The following is a 16395-nucleotide window of genomic DNA, read 5'->3' as shown; positions in this document are numbered from 1 at the left end:
CTGTTCCACCATCACCGAGAGCAACCAATGAACAACAACAAGATCCTGCTCGCCCTCGCCCTGGGAGTCGGCCTCGCCGCCTCCGGCGAAGCCCTTGCCGCCACCGGCTACACCCAGACCAAGTACCCCGTGGTCCTCGCCCACGGCATGCTTGGCTTCGATAGCATCCTCGGCATCGACTACTGGTATGGAATCCCCTCGGCATTGCGTCGTGATGGCGCCTCGGTCTACGTCACAGAAGTCAGCCAGCTGAACACCTCGGAAGCCCGCGGCGAAGAGCTGCTGGAACAGGTCGAGGAAATCGTCGCTATCAGCGGCAAACGCAAGGTGAACCTGATCGGTCACAGCCACGGCGGCCCGACCATCCGCTACGTGGCCGGCGTGCGCCCGGACCTGGTCGCTTCCGCCACCAGCGTCGGCGGTCCGCACAAGGGCTCGGCCACCGCCGACTTCCTGCGCCAGATCCCGCCCGGCTCCGCTAGCGAGGCGATCGTCGCCGGCATCGTCAACGGCCTCGGCTCGCTGATCAACTTCCTCTCCGGCAGCAAGAGCACCCTGCCGCAGAACGGCCTTGGCTCGCTGGAATCGCTCAACAGCCAGGGCGCGGCCCGGTTCAACGCCAAGTTCCCCCAGGGCATTCCCACCAGCGCCTGTGGCGAGGGCGCCTACCAGGTCAACGGCGTGCGCTACTACTCCTGGAGCGGCACCAGCCCGCTGACCAACGTGCTCGACATCAGCGACGTGCTGCTCGGTGCCACCGCCCTCACCTTCAAGGGCGAAGCCACCGACGGCCTGGTCGGCCGCTGCAGCTCCCACCTGGGCAAGGTGGTGCGTGACAACTACCGGATGAACCACCTCGACGAGGTCAACCAGACCTTCGGCCTCACCAGCCTGTTCGAGACCGACCCGGTGACCGTCTACCGCCAGCACGCCAACCGCCTGAAGAACGACGGCCTCTAAGCCGCCCCGGCGGGGCCTGCGGGCCCCGCCTCCTGCCGACCTGCGAGCGACCACCGTGAAAAGAGTCCTGCTGTCCCTGCCCCTGGTCTTCGCCGGCTGCCTGGCCGCGATCCTCTACCTGCAATCCGCCTCCGACGGCAACGCCCACCGTGCACCGGGCGTTGCCGAGCAGCTCGCCAGCGATGAGCCCATCGCCATCTCCGATGCCCCAACGTCCGCCGACAACCTGCCGCCTGCCCTGCCGGCGCAAGTACCCGCCCTGCCCGCCTCCTTCGCCGGTACCCAGGTCGATGGGCGCTTCCAGCTGGATGCGAGCGGCAACCTGCTGATCACCGAAGACATCCGCCGCATCTTCGACTACTTCCTCAGCGCCATAGGCGAAGAGCCCATCGGCATCTCCATCCAGCGTCTGCGCGGCTACATCACCGCCCAGCTGCAGGAGCCGGCCGAGGGCCAGGCCCTGGCGCTGCTCGAGCAATACCTGGACTACAAGCGGCAGCTGGTGCAACTGGAGAAGGACCTGCCGCAACTGGCGGACCTCGACGCCATGCGCCAGCGCGAAGCTGCGGTGAATGCCCTGCGCGCCCGTCTGTTCAGCGCCGAGGTGCACCAGGTGTTCTTCGCCAGCGAGGAAACCTACAACCGCTTCACCCTCGATCGCCTGGCCATCGTCCATGACACCGCCCTCGACGATGCCGCCAAGGCCGCGGCCGTCGACCGCCTGCGCCAGGGCCTGCCCGAAGAACTGCAGGACAGCGTGCTGCCGCAGTTGCAGGCCGAGCTGCATATCCAGACCGAGCAGCTGCAGGCCAAGGGCGCCACCCCCGCCGAAATCCGCCGCCTGCGCCAGCAACTGGTCGGCGGCGAAGCCACCCAGCGCCTGGAGGCACTGGACCAGCAGCGCCAGGGTTGGAAGCAGCGGATCGGCGCCTTCCAGGCGGAGAAGGCACGCATCGAAGCCAACCAGGGGCTCAGCGACGGCGACCGCCGCGCCGCCATCCAGCGCCTGGCCGAGGAGAAGTTCGACGAACGCGAGCGTCAGCGCCTGGATGCCGCCCTGGAGCTGGCCGCCGCCCGCGCGCAGCAGCCCTGAAATGCAGAAGGCCCGCACAGGGCGGGCCTTCTTCGAGTTCGCAGCGGGTTACTGGCTGAACGTGCGGTCCAGGGAGAAGCGGCCAGCGCCTTCGATCAGCAGGGTGCCGGAGATCAGGGCGAGGATCAGCGCGTATTCGTAACCACCGTTGGTGATGAAGAAGCCGCTGGCCCAGTGCACGCTGAAGATGGCAACCACCATGGCGACGATCAGCGACGCGGCGGCAGGGCGAACCAGCAGGCCGATCACCAGCGCCAGGCCACCGAAGAACTCGGCGCTGCCTGCCATCAGGGCCAGCAGGTAGCCAGGAGCCAGACCGATGCTTTCCATCCACTGGCCGGTGCCTTCCAGGCCATAGCCGCCGAAGAGGCCGAAGAGCTTCTGCGAACCGTGGGCGGCGAAGGTCAGACCGGTCACCACGCGCAGCAGGGTGATGCCGATACCGGCGTTGGTGGAGAGAATGCGTTTGATCGGGTTGCTCATGTCGCGTTTCCTTTCGTGTGAGGAGTGTGTGGGTTCAGACGGAAGCCATCTTAGTTGATTTTTTCGATATTAAAACCGCAAAAAACGCAGCATTGAAATCGATAAAATCGATCACTTCCCTCTGCTTGCCACTTTTTTCTGCGGCTCCAGCAGATAGCGCTCGCGGTCATAGGCCAGGTAGTACTTGTTCACCGCGCTGACGTAGCTGACCACCCCCATGCCCAGTTGCTCGGCGGCGATGCGCTCCACCTGGAAGAACCACTGGTTGGGGTTCAGCCCCCGGCGCCGGGCCTCCGCGCGCAGGCTTTGCACCCGCTGCGGGCCGACGTTATAGGCCGCCAGGGTGAAGGCCATGCGCTCGCGCTCGTTGAGCTGGGCGCTGTTGAAGAAGCCCTTGCGCAGCATCGCAAGGTACTTGGCCGAGGCCTGCACATTGTTCTCCAGCGCGTGGATATTGCCCACGCCCACGGTGCGCGCCGCACCCGGGGTGATCTGCATCAGCCCGGTGGCCCCACTGGCGCCACGGGCGGCCGGGTTGAGGCTGGATTCCTTGAAGGCCACGGCGGCCAGGTTCAGCCAATCGAAGGCATGCTGGTCGGCGAAGCGCTGCAGCACCGGGCGCACCTTCTCCAGGCGCTGCCGGTCGGCTCGGGCCAGGGGGCTGTGCACCTTGTACAGGCGGCGGTAGACGCGCTGGAAGGTGGCATCCTGGTCGGAGGGCGCGTTGTAGCCGGCGAGGAAGCGATCGATGCTGGCCCGCAGCATCGGCGCGTCGCGGCGCACGAACCAGGTCATGTCGCGCTGGTTGTCCAGCACCAGGTGCTTCTCTATACGCAGCTTGGGCATCACCTTGGCCCAGCGCTCGGCAATGGGTTGCTCGACGGCAGTGAGCGGGAAGATGCCGGCCTGGACCATCTCCAGCACATCCTCCACCGCCAGGCTCGAATCGACCCACTCGATGACGATGGGCGCCAGCTTGCGTTCTGCCAGTTGCTGGTTGACCCGGCGCAGGGCCTCGGCCGCCGCGCTGCCGGCGGGCAATGCGATGCTGCGGCCGGAAAGCTGCTCCAGGCGCTGGTAGCGGCGGTCGCCACTGCGGCTCACCAGCAGCAGCGGCACATGGCGGCGAATCGGGGCGCTGGCGCTGACCTCGCCGCCGCTGCGCGGGTCCACCAGCTCGCCGGGGGCTACCAGGTCGCCCTCGCCGCGCAGCAAGGCGGCCAGCAACTGGTCCTTGGCCCTGGGGATGATCTTCACCTCCAGCTCACGGCCGTCGCGGGCATTGCGGTTGAGGTACTGCTCGAAGGCGCGGATGCGGTGGTATTCGATGCCGATGGCTTCGCCCTTGATCTCGCCGGAGCTGTTGCGGCTCTGGTTCACCAGCACACGCAGCACGCCGCTGCGGCGGATCTGCGCCAGGTCACGGGCCTCGCTCGGCTGCTGCCAGGCTTCCGGCGGGCCAGCCAGGCGCGCTGCCGCCGGGAACGGCAGCAGGGCGAGCAGGCACAACAGAAGCAGCAGCGGTCGGGTCATCGAATCTCCCGGTCAGGGCTGCAGGGTGCGAACCGACCGTCTGAGAGCGCAGCGCCCGGATGGAATTCCGGGCGTGCGAGGGGCGCGGAGAGTGTCACAGCTCGGCCGTCGACGCCAGCCACAACGCTGTAACAACTTCAACAAACACCCATAAGCAATTGTAAGTATTGGCTTTTCTTCTATTCGACAAGCTTTGCTATTCTGCTCCGCTCGCGTCCGAGGTAGCACCATGCAACTCATCGACATTGGCGTCAATCTGACCCATTCAAGCTTTGCCGCAGAGCGTGAAGCACTGCTCGAACGCGCCCTCGCCGCTGGCGTGGCGCAACTGGTCCTCACCGGCACCAGCGTGGCCGATGCCGAAGAAGCGCTGGCACTGGTGCGTCAGCTCGACCCCGAAGGCGGCCACCTGTTCAGCACCGCCGGCCTGCACCCCCACGAAGCCAGCCAGTGGAACGCCGACAGCGCCCGCCACCTGCGCGCCCTGCTGGCCGAGCCGGAAGTACGTGCCGTGGGTGAGTGCGGTCTGGATTTCAACCGCGACTTCTCCCCGCGTCCGCAGCAGGAAAAGGCCCTGGAAGAGCAACTGGCCCTGGCCGTCGAACTGGGCCTGCCGGTGTTCCTCCACGAGCGCGACGCCAATGAGCGCCTGCTGGCCATCCTCAAGCAGTTCCGCGACCGCCTGCCGGCCGCCGTGGTGCACTGCTTCACCGGCGAGCAGCGCGCCCTCTTCTCCTACCTCGACCTGGACCTGCACATCGGCATCACCGGCTGGATCTGCGACGAGCGCCGGGGCACCCACCTGCACCCGCTGGTACGCGAGATTCCCCAGGGCCGGCTGATGCTGGAAAGCGACGCGCCCTACCTGCTGCCACGCAGCCTGCGGCCGAAGCCCAAGAGCGGGCGCAACGAGCCGGCCTTCCTGCCCGAGGTGCTCATGGAAGTGGCGCGTCACCGCGGTGAAACACCCGAACACCTGGCCGAGCACACCACCGCGTGTGCACGCGCATTTTTCGGGCTGCCGAACATCGCCTAACCTGTTCCTGTAAAGAGGCGGATTGATACGGATCAACGATCACGTCACAGTGCTGCGAAACAATGCTGGCACCTTGCCTAGCCTCCGAGAAAAAAGAACAGAACATGGGTAACTGGATGCGCGATCTTTCCCTGAAGTACAAGTTCTGGGCGGTCAACGCCGTCGCCTTCATCACCACACTGCTGCTGGTGCTGCACGCCATCAGCCTCGAGCGTGACGCCCGCGTGGAAAGTGCCCGCGAGTCGGCCCAGGCCCAGGCAGCCCTGCTACGCGCCTGGCCCGCCGGGCAGGCCCTGCCCGGCGGCAACGGCGTGGTCCGCTTCGCCGCCGGCAGCGCGCCGCAGGTGCAGGGTGTCGACAGCGCCGCGCTGACCCGCGCCAACGGCTGGGTCGAGCTGGATCACGACGCCCTGTTCGGCAGCGCCCCGGTGATCGGCGCCCAGGTGCAGGATGCCGCCGACGGCCAACGCATCGCCGTATTGGCCCACGCCCCGAGCCTCGTCGAGGTCTTCACCTCGCGCATGTTCAACTACGCGGTCACCGTGTTCCTGCTGATGATGGCGCTGCTGGCCTCCTCGCAACTGCTGATCCGCTTCCTCCTCAGCCATCTCAACACCCTCAAGGACGTGATGCTGCACGTGGAGAAGAGCGGCGACCTGTCCGCCCGCGTACCGCTGGACAGCCGCGACGAGGTGGGCCAGATGGCCAGCGCCTTCAATGCCATGCAGGCAGGCTTCCAGCGCGTGGTCGGCACCGTCGCCCAGGTCACCGAACGCCTCGACGAAGGGGCCGCGCGCCTGGCCTCGAGCATGGGCGAGGTGCGCCAGGGCATGCTCGGCCAGCAGAGCGAGACCGACCAGGCCGCCACCGCCATCAACGAGATGTCCGCCACCGTCCACCACATCGCCCAGCACGCCGCCGACACCCGCGACCAGTCGCAGACCGCCGACCAGCTCGCCGGCGCCGGCCAGAGCGTGGTCAGCCGCGTCGGTGAGTCCATCGCCGGGCTTTCCAGCGGCGTGCAGCAGACCGCCGAGATGATCGAGAAGCTGGCCGAAGACAGCCAGAAGATCAGCAGCGTGGTCAGTGTCATCCACGGCATCGCCGAGCAGACCAACCTCCTCGCCCTCAACGCCGCCATCGAGGCCGCCCGCGCCGGTGAAATGGGCCGTGGCTTCGCCGTGGTGGCCGACGAGGTGCGCAACCTCGCCAAGCGCGTCCAGGACAGCACCGACGAGATCACCAGCATGATCCTCGCCCTGCAATCCGGCACTCGCGACGCCGTGGAATTCATGCAGGAAAGCTCGTTCAAGGCCGACAGCTGCGTGCAGCAGGCCCATGAAGCCGGCGAAGCCCTGGCCGCCATCACCGGCGCCGTGGCGCAGATGCGCCAGAGCAACACGCAGATCGCCGTGGCGGCGGAGCAGCAAAGCCATGTGGCCGAGGAAATGACCCGTGCCGTGGTCGGCATCCGCGACGTCACCGAACTCACCGTCAGCCAGACCGTTGGCTCGGCCTCCACCAGCGCCGAGCTGGCCAACCTCGCCAGCGAACTGTCTCGCGCCATCCGCCAGCTCAAGCTCTGAGCGGACTATCCCGCCCATAGTCAGAACCCATTCGCCGGCTCTCCCGGGGCCGGCCTAGACTTGCCCGCAATCCTTCAAGGAATCCGCACCATGGGCAAACGTCACCCCAACCTCCGCACCTGGCAGTGGAAGACCTACGCCAGGAACCACCGCAACCCCACCAACCTGGTGCTGCACCTGCTGGCCGTGCCGCTGTTCATCGTCGCCACCCTGGTGCTGCTCAACGGCCTGTTCACCTGGCGCTTCCTGCCCGTCGTCCTCGGGGTGATCGGCCTGATCGCCTCCCTGGGCCTGCAATCCCACGGGCACCGGCTGGAAGCGGAGGCCCCCGAGCCCTTCCTGGACCGCAAGGACGCCGTGGGCCGCCTGCTGACCGAGCAGTTCGTCACCTTCCCGCGTTTCCTGTTCAGCGGCGCCTGGTGGCGCAACTGGCGCAACCGCCCCTGATACCAGGCCCTTGCCAGCAAAGCGCCATTACTTTCGTCGGAAAGGCTCAAGCTGGCCGCAAAAATGACGATATGCTGGCACCACGCTGTATGAGGGACGTCGCATGCCGTCAAAGCGACAGATACTTGTCACCATTTTTCTGACTTTCGCCCTGTACTCCCTCGCGCAGGGCGAGCAGTCCAGCTATCCCCTGGATATCCCCGCCCTGCGCCTGCACTTGCCCGGTGCCAGCCCCCGTGTGTTCACCCTGCGCGACCTCCAGGCGATGCCCGGCGTCAACCTACGCGCACGCGGGCCCAGCGACGACAAGGTCTCCGACTGGTACGGCGTGCCCCTGAGCCAGTTCCTCCAGCAGCTCCCGGCGAACCTGCAGCACCCCACCGAACTGCACCTGCGTGCCCTCAACGACTACTCGGTGGTGATCCCCGCCAGCGACATCGAGCGCTACCAGCCGGTGATCGCCTATTCCCGCGACGGCCAGCCCATGGCGGTGGAAGCCTACGGCCCGCTCTTCCTCATGTACCCCTTCAACGCCCACGCCGAGTTGCGCGTGCAGAAGTACTACAACCGTGCCATCTGGCAACTGAGTGACATCTACATCGAGTAGCGACCATGCCCGACAGTTTTGCCGACAGTATTTCCCTGCCGCGCAAGCGGCTGGTGATGGCGGTCCTCCTGGTCATCATGCTGGTCATGGCGATCACCGCCGGTGGCTCGCTATGGCTGGTGGTCAACGAAGCGCGGCAGCTCGGCCGCCCCGGCTCCCACGGCGAGCTGTGGCAGGTCTACCAGATCCGCAACGGCATGGACCGCCTGGTCGAGGAAGCGCAACGCATCGAGCACGGACACAGCAGCGCCACCCAGCTGGTGGTGCGCCTCGGCGTGCTGCGCAGCCTGGCCCGGCCCATCGAAGGCCATCATCTGTTCGACTTCCTGCCTAGCGCGCGCCCGGAGAACACCCGTACCCTGCAGCGCGTGGCCGAACTCAGCCAGCGCTGGCTGAGCCGCGTCGACTGGAACGACCAGGCCTCTGCACGCGCCACCAGCGCCGAGATCCTCCAGGAACTGCCGCCGCTGCAACACGCCATGCACGAGGTGATGGTGGCGGCCAACATCTCCCTCACCAATGAGCTGGACGAAGAGCGCCAGCGCCTCTACGGCTACTTCAGCAAGCTCGCCTGGGCCCTGTTCGGGCTGCTGCTGGGCGGGGCCCTGCTGGTCACCCATCTGATCTACAGCTTCCGCGAGGCCCGCCGGCTGAGCGAAAGCCTGGGCGAGCTCGCCCACACCCTGGAAAGCCGTGTCGAGGCCCGCACGCTCGCCCTCAGCGAAGGCCGCGAGCTGCTCAAGCACATCCTCGAAGCCAGCCCCAGCGACGTCGCCCTGATCGGCGCCGAGTCCGGCAAGGTGCACTTCGTCAACCAGCGCCTGATCGTCCGCCAGGGGCTGCAGCGGGGCTCGCTGTTCTCCCTGGATCGGCTGTTCGCCGCCGAGTCCGAGGCCCATCGCTTCCGCGCCGCCCTCGAAGAGCGCCGCCAGATCGACGACTGGGAAGCCCTGCTCGGCAAGGCGGCGCCCTACTGGGGCGTGGTCTTCGGCCGTATCGTCGAGCTCGAGGGCGAGCCTGCGCACCTGGTCTGGAGCTACGACATCAGCCTGCGCAAGCGCATGGAACACGAGCTGCTGACCCTGGCCACCACCGACGGCCTCACCGGCCTCGACAACCGCCGCGCCTTCATGCAGCGCGCCGAAGACATGCTGCGCCAGGCCGAACGCTTCGGGCACCCGTGCTCGGTGCTGATGATGGACATCGACCACTTCAAGGCGGTCAACGACGGCCACGGCCACGCCATCGGCGACGAAGCGCTGCGCGCCACGGCACGGGTGATGCGCGACTGCCTGCGTGGCGTGGACGTACTCGGGCGCCTGGGGGGCGAAGAGTTCGCGGCGATCCTGCCGGAAACGGGAGACGGCAAGGCCGCGCTGGTGGCCGAGCGCCTGCGCGCCGGCATCGAAGCCCTGCGCGTGGACTTGCCCAGCGGTGATGTACTGCGGATCACCCTGAGCCTGGGCATCGCCGAGAAACGCCCCGGCGAAAGCCTCGAATCGCTGCTCGGCCGCGCCGATGCGGCGCTCTATGGGGCCAAGCAGGCCGGGCGCAACCGCGTGGAAGTCGCGCCCGTCTGAAGGCTCAACCGAAGACGGTGACCGTCTGCCGGCTCAGCGCCACCAGCTCGCCGGAGGGTGTCCACAGGCGGGCCGAGACATGGCCGTAGCCATCACGGGCGTGTTCGATCTCGGCGCGGTACAGGCACCACTCCAGGGTGCCCACGGCCGGCAATGGCTGCACGAACTCGATGGTCCAGGTCAGCGAGCTGCCCGGCACCGGGCTGCGCAGGTGCGGCAGCACCGCCGGCGGCCAGGCATCCACCAGCGCCAGCAGGTGCGCCACCTCGACGGGCTCGTCTTCTACATCGCCACGGAAACGCACCCAGCCGCCCATTTCACGGGCCGGGTTGTTGGTGAACGGCATGCTGCCGATGCCCCAGCGCATGGCCAGGAAGCGTGTGAACTCCGGCGTCACGCCGCGCAGGAAGGGCAGCTCCTGGCATTCCTCCGCCGGCTTGATCACCGGCGCCGGCTCGGCCGCCACATCGATCGCCGACTCCCGCGAGGCGCCGAAGCTGCCCTGCACCACAGCCACGGTCTGGCCGTTCTGCACCGCGCGGCAGAACATCTGGCTCACCGCCTTGCCCTCGCGCAGCACCTCGGCCTCGAAGCTGGCCGGCACCTCGGCTTCCATCGGTCCGACGAAGGTGATCGCCAGCGAGCGCACCGGGCGCCCGTCGCTCACCTTGGCGCTCATCGCCTCATAGGCCAGCGCGGCCACCAGGCCACCGAAGCTGGCCCGCCCCTGGGCCCAGGCGCTGGGCACCACCACCGCTGCGGGGTTGCTGCGCACCGCCTGGATCAACTGGGAAAACTTCATGCTCAACTCACCCGCAGAAATCGAAAGTGGGGGGATGTTAGGGGATTGCCCCGGCGCTAGAAAGCCAACCTTCAAGCGGGTAGCGACAACGGGGAGGGGAAAAATGCCAGGCCATCAGGGGCGCTGATGGCGCCTTCGGGATCGCACCCGCGACGTTAGGATGGGAAGAGCGAAGCGAATCCCATCGATGTGGGGCCTCCCGGAACACCCACCGCCGGGCGGGTAAACCAAGAAGCACCCCTGCAGGGAACAGTCGGGTTGCCCCCGACCCACGCCGGACTCAACGGCGAGGCAGGATCAGTCCAGGCTCGCTTGCAACTTATCCAGCACCCGGTCCGAACGCACCTCGGCGCCGTGCATGGCCACGCTCCAGGCCTTCACCCGGGGCGCAAGGTCGGGCTCCTGCTCGGCCATCGCCAGCCATTGCAGGCGGTCGTGCCATTTGCCGAGGGCGGTCTGCGCGCCCTTGAGCAGACGCTGCGTCTTGTCGGTGACGTCCACCAGGTGCGGGTACGCCTCACTGCCGTAGCGGGCGCGTTTGATCAGCAGGCGCAGGCGATGACGGTCGTGGGCCGGGTCCGCCAGAGCCTGCTCCAGGCGCTTCCACTCCTTGGCCAGGCGCTTGCGGATGCTCTTGCGCGGTTTTTCCAGCAAGCCTTCGCGGTGAGAGATGCGCAGCAACTGCGGCCAGGCATCCAGCACCCGGAACAGTTGCGCCAGGGCCGGCGCTGCCAGCAACGCGGTGTAGCCCGCGCGCACCCGCTGGCGGCGCAACTCGGCCAGTTGCACCAGGCCGTGGCTTTCCAGCTCGACGACCAGCACCTCCAAGTCACGCAGCGGTGTACTCAGCGCCCCCACCTCGTGGGCGGCGGCATCGAGCACGTCGGCAGCGGGCAGGTCGCGCAGGGGCCGCAGCAGGCTGCGCAGGCGACGGATGTTGATGCGCAGGTCGTGCAGCGCCTCGCCATCGGTGTCGGCCTCAAGGCGTGCGCGGCAGGACAGCAGCTTGATTTCGAGGGTCAGGACCTGGGCGATCAGGTCGTCGAGCATGGCGGGCATGGAACGATCATCCGAGAGGGCGGGCGCGCTCCGATCAGCGCTCCACGCGGGTAAGACGCCAGGGCAGGGCCCTGCGCAAGGCCTTCAATGCCTGCGCGAGCTCTGCCGGTGGCAAAGGCTCGCCAGCATACCGCAGCGCCTCGTAGCGGCGGGCGAATTCCTCGATCAGTGGCGCCTGCGCCGGCAACGCGAGGGCCGCCCTGGCTGCATAGTCGCGCGGGCCTTCGCCCTTGCCACGACGCACGCCCTGGCGACCCAGGGCCCGCTCGAAGCCCTGGAACAGCCGCAGCTGCGGGTCACGCTCGCGGCGCCAGGGCTTGAACATGAATAACGCCACCAGGCCCACCAGGATGCCGCCACCGCCCACCAGCAACAGGGCGAAGGTGCGGGCGTCGAGTGAACCGAACCAGCGTTGCAGCACCTGCATCTGCACCTCGCCCTGGTAGCCCAGGACCCAGCGCTGCCAGCCGTAGTTGAGCTGGTCCCAGGCCAGGCGCAGCTGGTTCACCCAGCCCACTTGGCGGTAGCGCAGCGGCGAGAAGGGCGAGTTCTCGAGGAAGCTCTGCTCCTGGGCCACCGCCTCCTCCAGCCCCTGCTCGATGCGGTTGGGCGCCACCTGGAAGGTCGGGTCGACGCTGGTCCAGCCCTTCTCCGGCGTCCAGTACTCGACCCAGGCGTGGGCGTCGAACTGACGCACCGCCACGTAGTTGCCCGCCGGGTTGATCTCGCCGCCCTGGTAGCCGGCCACCACCCGCGCCGGCACCCCGGCCGAACGCAGGACGAAGGTCATGGCCCCGGCGTAATGGGCGCAGAAGCCCCGGCGGCTGTCGAAGAGGAACTCGTCCACGCTGTTCGCCCCGCCCGGCGGCGGCTTCAGCGTGTAGACGTAGGGCTCGCGATTGAAATGCTGCAGCAGCGCCTGCACCAGGTCCTCCGTCGCCGGGTGCCGGGCCTTGAGCTCGGCGGCCCATGCGCGGCTGCGCGGGTCGCCCTGCTCGGGCAGCTGCAGAGTGCGCCGGCGTACACGGTCGTCGAGCGCCGGGTCGCGCAGCGCATCCGGCCAGGAGGTCACCCGGTAGAGCAGCGAGCGGTCCACGGGGCGCCGCCGCTGCAGGTGGAAGTCGATCATCTGCCGGGTGTCTTCGAGGCTGGTCTCGCCCACGTCCAGGGCGAACAGCCAAGGCCGCGCGCTGGGCTGCATCACCACGCTGTAGTCCAGCGGCTCGCCGCGCTTCTCCCACTGTGCCGGGGTGTTGAACTGGCTGGCTTCGGACTGCGACCAGCGGCGGCCATCGAAACGCTCCAGGGTCAGTGCACGCCAGTAGAGCTCACGACGCGGCGGCGGTGGCCCGTCGAAGGAGGCGCGGAAGGCCAGCTCGGCGGACTGGCTAAGCTCGGCGATATCGGCCGGCGCCATGCTGTCGGAAAGCCCGGTCACACCCTTGTCGCTGGGCAGTGGCAGCGACCACAGCGGTCCCATGCGCGGGAAGAACAGGAACAGCAGCAGCATCAATGGCAGTGCCTGGGCCAGCAGGGTCGCCGCCAGGCGCAGGGTGGCCAGCGGGCGCGCGGCGAAGGCGCTCTGCTGCAGGCCGATCAACGAGGCCAGCAGCGCGGTCACCGGCAACAGGCTGTAGACCGCGGCGAGCATGCCATCGTCGAACAGGTAGGCGGTCACCACGGTGAAGAAGCCAAGGAAGATCAGCACCAGCGCATCGCGCCGGGTGCGCATCTCCACCAGCTTGAGAATGAAGGCCGCCACCAGCAGCACCACGCCGGCGTCCAGGCCGATCAAGCTGCCCCGGGACAGCAGCACTCCCGCACCAGCGCCGACCATCATCAGCACCTTGGCCAGGCCGCTGGGGTAGCGCGCGCGCATGCGGAACACCTGCACCCGCCAGCCCGTGCAAACCAGCCACAGGCCGATGATCCACAGCGGCAGGTGGAACAGGTGCGGCAGGATCACCAGCACCTGGGCCACCAGCAGCCAGGTCAGGGCAATGCGCGGGATCGGCTGCACCGTGCTCATCGCGCCACCCCGTAGAGGGCCAGCGCGCGCAGGCAGGCATCGCGGTGCGGCTCACCGACGTCCGGGCGCAGTTCCTGGCCGCCCAGGCGCAGGCCGAAGGGCTGGCCGCGCTCGGTGAAGGTCAGCACCCAGTGGCAAAGCAACGACAGCCGGCTTTCCAGCTCGCCTTCCAGGCCCTCCAGGTCGAGCCACAGGTCGGCACCGGCGAGGGCGGCGAAATCCTTGATGAACAGGCCCTGGCCCCGGGAATAGGCCTTCCAGTGCAGGCGCCGCCGCGAGTCGCCGGGCTGGTAGGGCTTGAGCCCCTGATAGTCGTCTGCACCACGGCCGAGCACGCGTACGCCCTCCTCGTCGTCCCGGCGGCCACCAGTGCCCAGGGGCAGGTCGCCGGGCAGCGGGCGCGGGTAGACCAGTGCCGCCTGGTCCAGGTCCACCCAGCTCCAGGCCACCAGCAAGCCGAGGGGGAAGCGGCTCTCCACCCGCAGACGCCCCGGGCGCAACCAGCCACGGCGCTCGGCCGGCAGGTCCACCTCGCAATCGCAGGAACCGCCGGCGGGCACGTCCTGGGCCTGCAACTCGGCCGGCGGCCAGCCGAGGGCAATGGCCTGGTGGGGCTGGCGCTCGCTCTCCAGGCGCACCCGGAAGCGCGCCCGCTCGCCGACAAACACCGCCGGGGCGCCCGCGGCGCGCAAGGTCATGCCGGCGAGGTTCCGGAAGGTGTGGAGGATGGTCAGGATGAACATCGACAGCAGCAGGAAGGTCAGGCCATAGGCCAGGCTGTTCTGGTAGTTGATCGCCACCAGCAGCATCAGCACCAGGGCGATGCCGAAGGCCAGGCCGGTGCGCGTGGGGATGATGAAGATGCGCCGCTGGTTGAGGCGCACCTCGGCGGCGGGCGGAATCCGTTTCGCCAGCCAGCGGTTCCAGCGCGGCCGCACGCGCTGCCTGAGCATCAGAGCGCCGGGACTTCGCGCAGCAGCCACTGCACCAGGGCGCCGCCGCCGTGGCCGGCCGGGTCGGCCTGCTCCCGCAGGCGGTGGCCGACCACCGAAGGCAGCACGGCTTGTACGTCCTCGGGGATCACATAATCACGCCCGGCCAGCAGCGCCCAGGCGCGGGCAGCAGCGAGCAGTGCCAGGCTGGCACGCGGCGACAGGCCCCAGGCGAACTGGGCGTGGGAGCGGGTCGCCTCCACCAGGCGCAGCACATAGTCCACCAGTGCATCGCTGACACGGATCTTCGGCACCTCGGCCTGGATCAGCGCCAGCTCGGCGTGGTCCAGCACCGGCTCCAGGCGCGGCAGGATCTCCCGGCGCGCTTCGCCCAGCAGCAGGGCCTTCTCCGCCACACGGGCCGGGTAGCCCAGGGACAGGCGCATGAGGAAGCGGTCCAGCTGCGATTCTGGCAGGGCGAAGGTGCCGCCCTGGCTCACCGGGTTCTGCGTGGCGATGACGAAGAAGGGTTCGGGCAGCGGCCGGGTCGCGCCCTCGATGGTCACCTGGCCCTCCTCCATGGCTTCGAGCAGCGCGCTCTGGCTCTTGGGCGTGGCGCGGTTGATCTCGTCGGCCAGCACCAGCTCGGCGAACACCGGGCCGGGGTGGAAGACGAACTGGCCGGTGTCCTTGTCGAACACCGAGGTACCGAGGATGTCGCCGGGCAACAGGTCGGAGGTGAACTGGATGCGCTGGAAGCTCAGCCCCAGCACCCGCGCCAGGGCATGGCTGAGGGTGGTCTTGCCCATGCCGGGCAGGTCTTCGATCAGCAGGTGACCCCGGGCCAGCAGGCAGGTCAGCGCCAGGCGCACCTGGGGCTCCTTGCCCAGCACAACCTGGTTAACGGCGTTGAGGCAGGCATCCAGTCTGGTTCGCATCGCAAGCTCCCGAAACAATGGGCCGATGCTACCGGTGGGCACGGAGATGGCAAAGCGCCCTGCAATTTTTGCTGACGAAACCGTGCGCCAGGTCCGCCCCAGCGCAACGGCACGCCAGAGCGCCTGAACACCTCAAAGCCAACCGCCCGGGGACTACAAGCGGAAATGCCCCGCCATCGCCTGCAGGTCGCGGCCCAGGGAGGCTAGCTGGGTGCTGGAGCTGGCGGTTTCCTCCATGGCCATGGCGGACTGGTCGGCGATGTCGCGGATGCTGGTGACGCTGCGGTTGATCTCTTCGGCCACGGCGCTCTGCTGCTCGGCGGCGGCGGCAATCTGCTGGTTCATCTGGTGGATCACCGCCACCGCCTCGGCGATGCCGCTCAAGGCCTGCTCGGTGTGATTGGCGTCCTGCACCGTCATCTCCACCAGCGCCCCGCTCTCCTGCATGCGCTCCACGGATTGGCGCACGCCGTCGCGCAGGGTGGCGATCAGCCGCTCGATCTCGGCAGTGGACTGCTGGGTGCGTTTGGCCAGCGCGCGCACCTCGTCGGCCACCACGGCGAAACCACGGCCCTGGTCGCCGGCGCGCGCCGCCTCGATGGCGGCGTTCAGCGCCAGCAGGTTGGTCTGCTCGGCCACGCTCTTGATCACGTCCAGCACCGAACCGATGCTCTGGGTCTCGTGGCTCAGGTGCTCGATGCTCCGGGTCGCCGCCCCCATGGCTGCGGCCAGCTGGTTGATGCGCCCCAGGGTCTGGCGCACCACTTCGCTGCCATTGCTGACCTTGCTGTCCGCGCTCTGGGTGGAGGCCGCGGCCGCCTCGGCGTTGCGCGCGACTTCGTGGACGGTGGCGGTCATCTCGCTCATGGCGGTGGCCACCTGGTCGGTCTCCAGCTTCTGGCCATTGACGCCGACCCGGGTCTGCTCGGTGACCGAGGACAGCGCCTGGGCCGAGGAAGAAATCTGCATCACCCCGCCCTGCAGCCGACCGACCATGTCACGCAGGTTGGCCGACATGCCGCGCATGGCCTCCAGCAGCTGGCCCACTTCGTCGCTGCGGTCCACCTCGATCTCGACGCTGAGATCGCCGGCGGAAATCTGCCGCGCCACCGCGATCACCCGTTGCAGCGGGCGCACGATCAGCAGGGCGATCAGCACCGTGGCCGCCAGGCCGATGACCAGGGCCAGGGCGCTGGCCATGAGGATCAGCAGCGAGCTGGCCTTCTGCTGGGCGAGCATCGCCTCCTTCTGCAGCGCGGAAGCCTGGTCGACGGCCTGAACGATCACCTCGGCGGCGCCGACCAGCGCCT

14 protein-coding genes and 2 pseudogenes are annotated in these 16395 nt (G+C 68.2%); 7 read left to right on the top strand and 9 right to left on the bottom strand.

Annotated elements, in window-relative coordinates; genetic code table 11:
* Positions 1-27: 27 nt before the first annotated feature.
* Both PI990_RS10400 and PI990_RS10395 read left to right on the top strand, forming a co-directional pair.
* Complete coding sequence (locus PI990_RS10400) at positions 28-960, top strand: triacylglycerol lipase (RefSeq protein WP_021220358.1); 933 nt, start codon at positions 28-30, stop codon at positions 958-960.
* A gap of 55 nt (positions 961-1015) precedes the next feature.
* On the top strand, positions 1016-2053 hold the full coding sequence (locus PI990_RS10395; RefSeq protein WP_271660552.1) for a lipase secretion chaperone: 1038 nt from the start codon (positions 1016-1018) through the stop codon (positions 2051-2053).
* Positions 2054-2101: 48 nt separating this feature from the next.
* Here the strand turns inward: PI990_RS10395 and PI990_RS10390 are convergent, their stop codons facing one another.
* Positions 2102-2536: a DoxX family protein gene (locus PI990_RS10390; RefSeq protein ID WP_021220360.1), complete on the bottom strand. Its 435-nt coding sequence runs from the start codon at positions 2534-2536 to the stop codon at positions 2102-2104.
* A gap of 111 nt (positions 2537-2647) precedes the next feature.
* Positions 2648-4069 carry a transglycosylase SLT domain-containing protein gene (locus PI990_RS10385; protein WP_271660551.1) on the bottom strand — a complete coding sequence of 474 codons (1422 nt, stop codon included), beginning with the start codon at positions 4067-4069 and terminating at the stop codon, positions 2648-2650.
* 229 nt (positions 4070-4298) lie between these two features.
* On the opposite strand from PI990_RS10385, the gene PI990_RS10380 reads away from it, so the two are divergent.
* The 5 genes from PI990_RS10380 to PI990_RS10360 all read left to right on the top strand — a co-directional run bounded on the left by PI990_RS10380 (position 4299) and on the right by PI990_RS10360 (position 9325).
* Positions 4299-5105: a TatD family hydrolase gene (locus PI990_RS10380; RefSeq protein ID WP_271660550.1), complete on the top strand. Its 807-nt coding sequence runs from the start codon at positions 4299-4301 to the stop codon at positions 5103-5105.
* Between the two features lie 104 nt (positions 5106-5209).
* The gene (locus PI990_RS10375; protein WP_271660549.1) at positions 5210-6691 is read left to right on the top strand and encodes a methyl-accepting chemotaxis protein; all 1482 of its coding nucleotides are present in this window, start codon (positions 5210-5212) and stop codon (positions 6689-6691) included.
* Between the two features lie 90 nt (positions 6692-6781).
* The gene (locus PI990_RS10370) at positions 6782-7138 is read left to right on the top strand and encodes an Mpo1-like protein (RefSeq protein WP_021220364.1); all 357 of its coding nucleotides are present in this window, start codon (positions 6782-6784) and stop codon (positions 7136-7138) included.
* A 103-nt stretch (positions 7139-7241) separates the two neighbouring features.
* Positions 7242-7745 carry an oxidoreductase gene (locus PI990_RS10365; RefSeq protein WP_271660548.1) on the top strand — a complete coding sequence of 168 codons (504 nt, stop codon included), beginning with the start codon at positions 7242-7244 and terminating at the stop codon, positions 7743-7745.
* Positions 7746-7750: 5 nt separating this feature from the next.
* Positions 7751-9325 (top strand): GGDEF domain-containing protein, encoded by a 1575-nt coding sequence (locus tag PI990_RS10360; RefSeq protein WP_271660547.1) that lies wholly within the window; start codon positions 7751-7753, stop codon positions 9323-9325.
* 4 nt (positions 9326-9329) lie between these two features.
* Here the strand turns inward: PI990_RS10360 and PI990_RS10355 are convergent, their stop codons facing one another.
* The 7 genes and pseudogenes from PI990_RS10355 to PI990_RS31535 all read right to left on the bottom strand — a co-directional run.
* Complete coding sequence (locus PI990_RS10355; protein WP_021220367.1) at positions 9330-10127, bottom strand: acyl-CoA thioesterase; 798 nt, start codon at positions 10125-10127, stop codon at positions 9330-9332.
* A 297-nt stretch (positions 10128-10424) separates the two neighbouring features.
* The gene (locus tag PI990_RS10350; protein ID WP_271660546.1) at positions 10425-11186 is read right to left on the bottom strand and encodes a CHAD domain-containing protein; all 762 of its coding nucleotides are present in this window, start codon (positions 11184-11186) and stop codon (positions 10425-10427) included.
* Between the two features lie 34 nt (positions 11187-11220).
* A complete protein-coding gene (locus PI990_RS10345) occupies positions 11221-13215 on the bottom strand; it encodes a transglutaminase TgpA family protein (RefSeq protein ID WP_271660545.1) in 1995 nt (664 codons plus the stop codon).
* Positions 13212-14168, bottom strand: coding sequence for a DUF58 domain-containing protein (locus tag PI990_RS10340; protein WP_271660544.1), 957 nt, complete (start codon positions 14166-14168; stop codon positions 13212-13214). Before PI990_RS10340 ends, PI990_RS10345 begins: the two co-directional genes overlap by 4 nt.
* Entirely contained in the window at positions 14168-15085 is a 918-nt protein-coding gene (locus PI990_RS10335; RefSeq protein ID WP_021220371.1) for an AAA family ATPase, read from the bottom strand. Before PI990_RS10335 ends, PI990_RS10340 begins: the two co-directional genes overlap by 1 nt.
* A gap of 153 nt (positions 15086-15238) precedes the next feature.
* Positions 15239-15733 (bottom strand): annotated as a pseudogene (locus tag PI990_RS31540) (methyl-accepting chemotaxis protein); the annotation flags it as partial.
* 408 nt (positions 15734-16141) lie between these two features.
* Positions 16142-16285 (bottom strand): annotated as a pseudogene (locus tag PI990_RS31535) (HAMP domain-containing protein); the annotation flags it as partial.
* Positions 16286-16395 lie beyond the last annotated feature (110 nt).

This window comes from Pseudomonas sp. TUM22785, assembly GCF_028198105.1.
In the GTDB taxonomy this organism is placed as follows: Bacteria; Pseudomonadota; Gammaproteobacteria; order Pseudomonadales; family Pseudomonadaceae; genus Metapseudomonas; species Metapseudomonas solani.
This window is presented reverse-complemented; position numbering and strand designations above follow the sequence as displayed.

Bases quoted from the DNA above. Each gene is read 5' to 3' on its own strand.
- PI990_RS10360 (WP_271660547.1), top strand. From the start codon at position 7,751: ATGCCCGACAGTTTTGCCGACAGTATTTCCCTGCCGCGCAAGCGGCTG.
- PI990_RS10390 (WP_021220360.1), bottom strand. From the start codon at position 2,536: ATGAGCAACCCGATCAAACGCATTCTCTCCACCAACGCCGGTATCGGC.
- PI990_RS10365 (WP_271660548.1), top strand. From the start codon at position 7,242: ATGCCGTCAAAGCGACAGATACTTGTCACCATTTTTCTGACTTTCGCC.
- PI990_RS10335 (WP_021220371.1), bottom strand. From the start codon at position 15,085: ATGCGAACCAGACTGGATGCCTGCCTCAACGCCGTTAACCAGGTTGTG.
- PI990_RS10350 (WP_271660546.1), bottom strand. From the start codon at position 11,186: ATGCCCGCCATGCTCGACGACCTGATCGCCCAGGTCCTGACCCTCGAA.
- PI990_RS10345 (WP_271660545.1), bottom strand. From the start codon at position 13,215: ATGAGCACGGTGCAGCCGATCCCGCGCATTGCCCTGACCTGGCTGCTG.
- PI990_RS10370 (WP_021220364.1), top strand. From the start codon at position 6,782: ATGGGCAAACGTCACCCCAACCTCCGCACCTGGCAGTGGAAGACCTAC.
- PI990_RS10400 (WP_021220358.1), top strand. From the start codon at position 28: ATGAACAACAACAAGATCCTGCTCGCCCTCGCCCTGGGAGTCGGCCTC.
- PI990_RS10340 (WP_271660544.1), bottom strand. From the start codon at position 14,168: ATGCTCAGGCAGCGCGTGCGGCCGCGCTGGAACCGCTGGCTGGCGAAA.
- PI990_RS10385 (WP_271660551.1), bottom strand. From the start codon at position 4,069: ATGACCCGACCGCTGCTGCTTCTGTTGTGCCTGCTCGCCCTGCTGCCG.
- PI990_RS10355 (WP_021220367.1), bottom strand. From the start codon at position 10,127: ATGAAGTTTTCCCAGTTGATCCAGGCGGTGCGCAGCAACCCCGCAGCG.
- PI990_RS10380 (WP_271660550.1), top strand. From the start codon at position 4,299: ATGCAACTCATCGACATTGGCGTCAATCTGACCCATTCAAGCTTTGCC.
- PI990_RS10375 (WP_271660549.1), top strand. From the start codon at position 5,210: ATGGGTAACTGGATGCGCGATCTTTCCCTGAAGTACAAGTTCTGGGCG.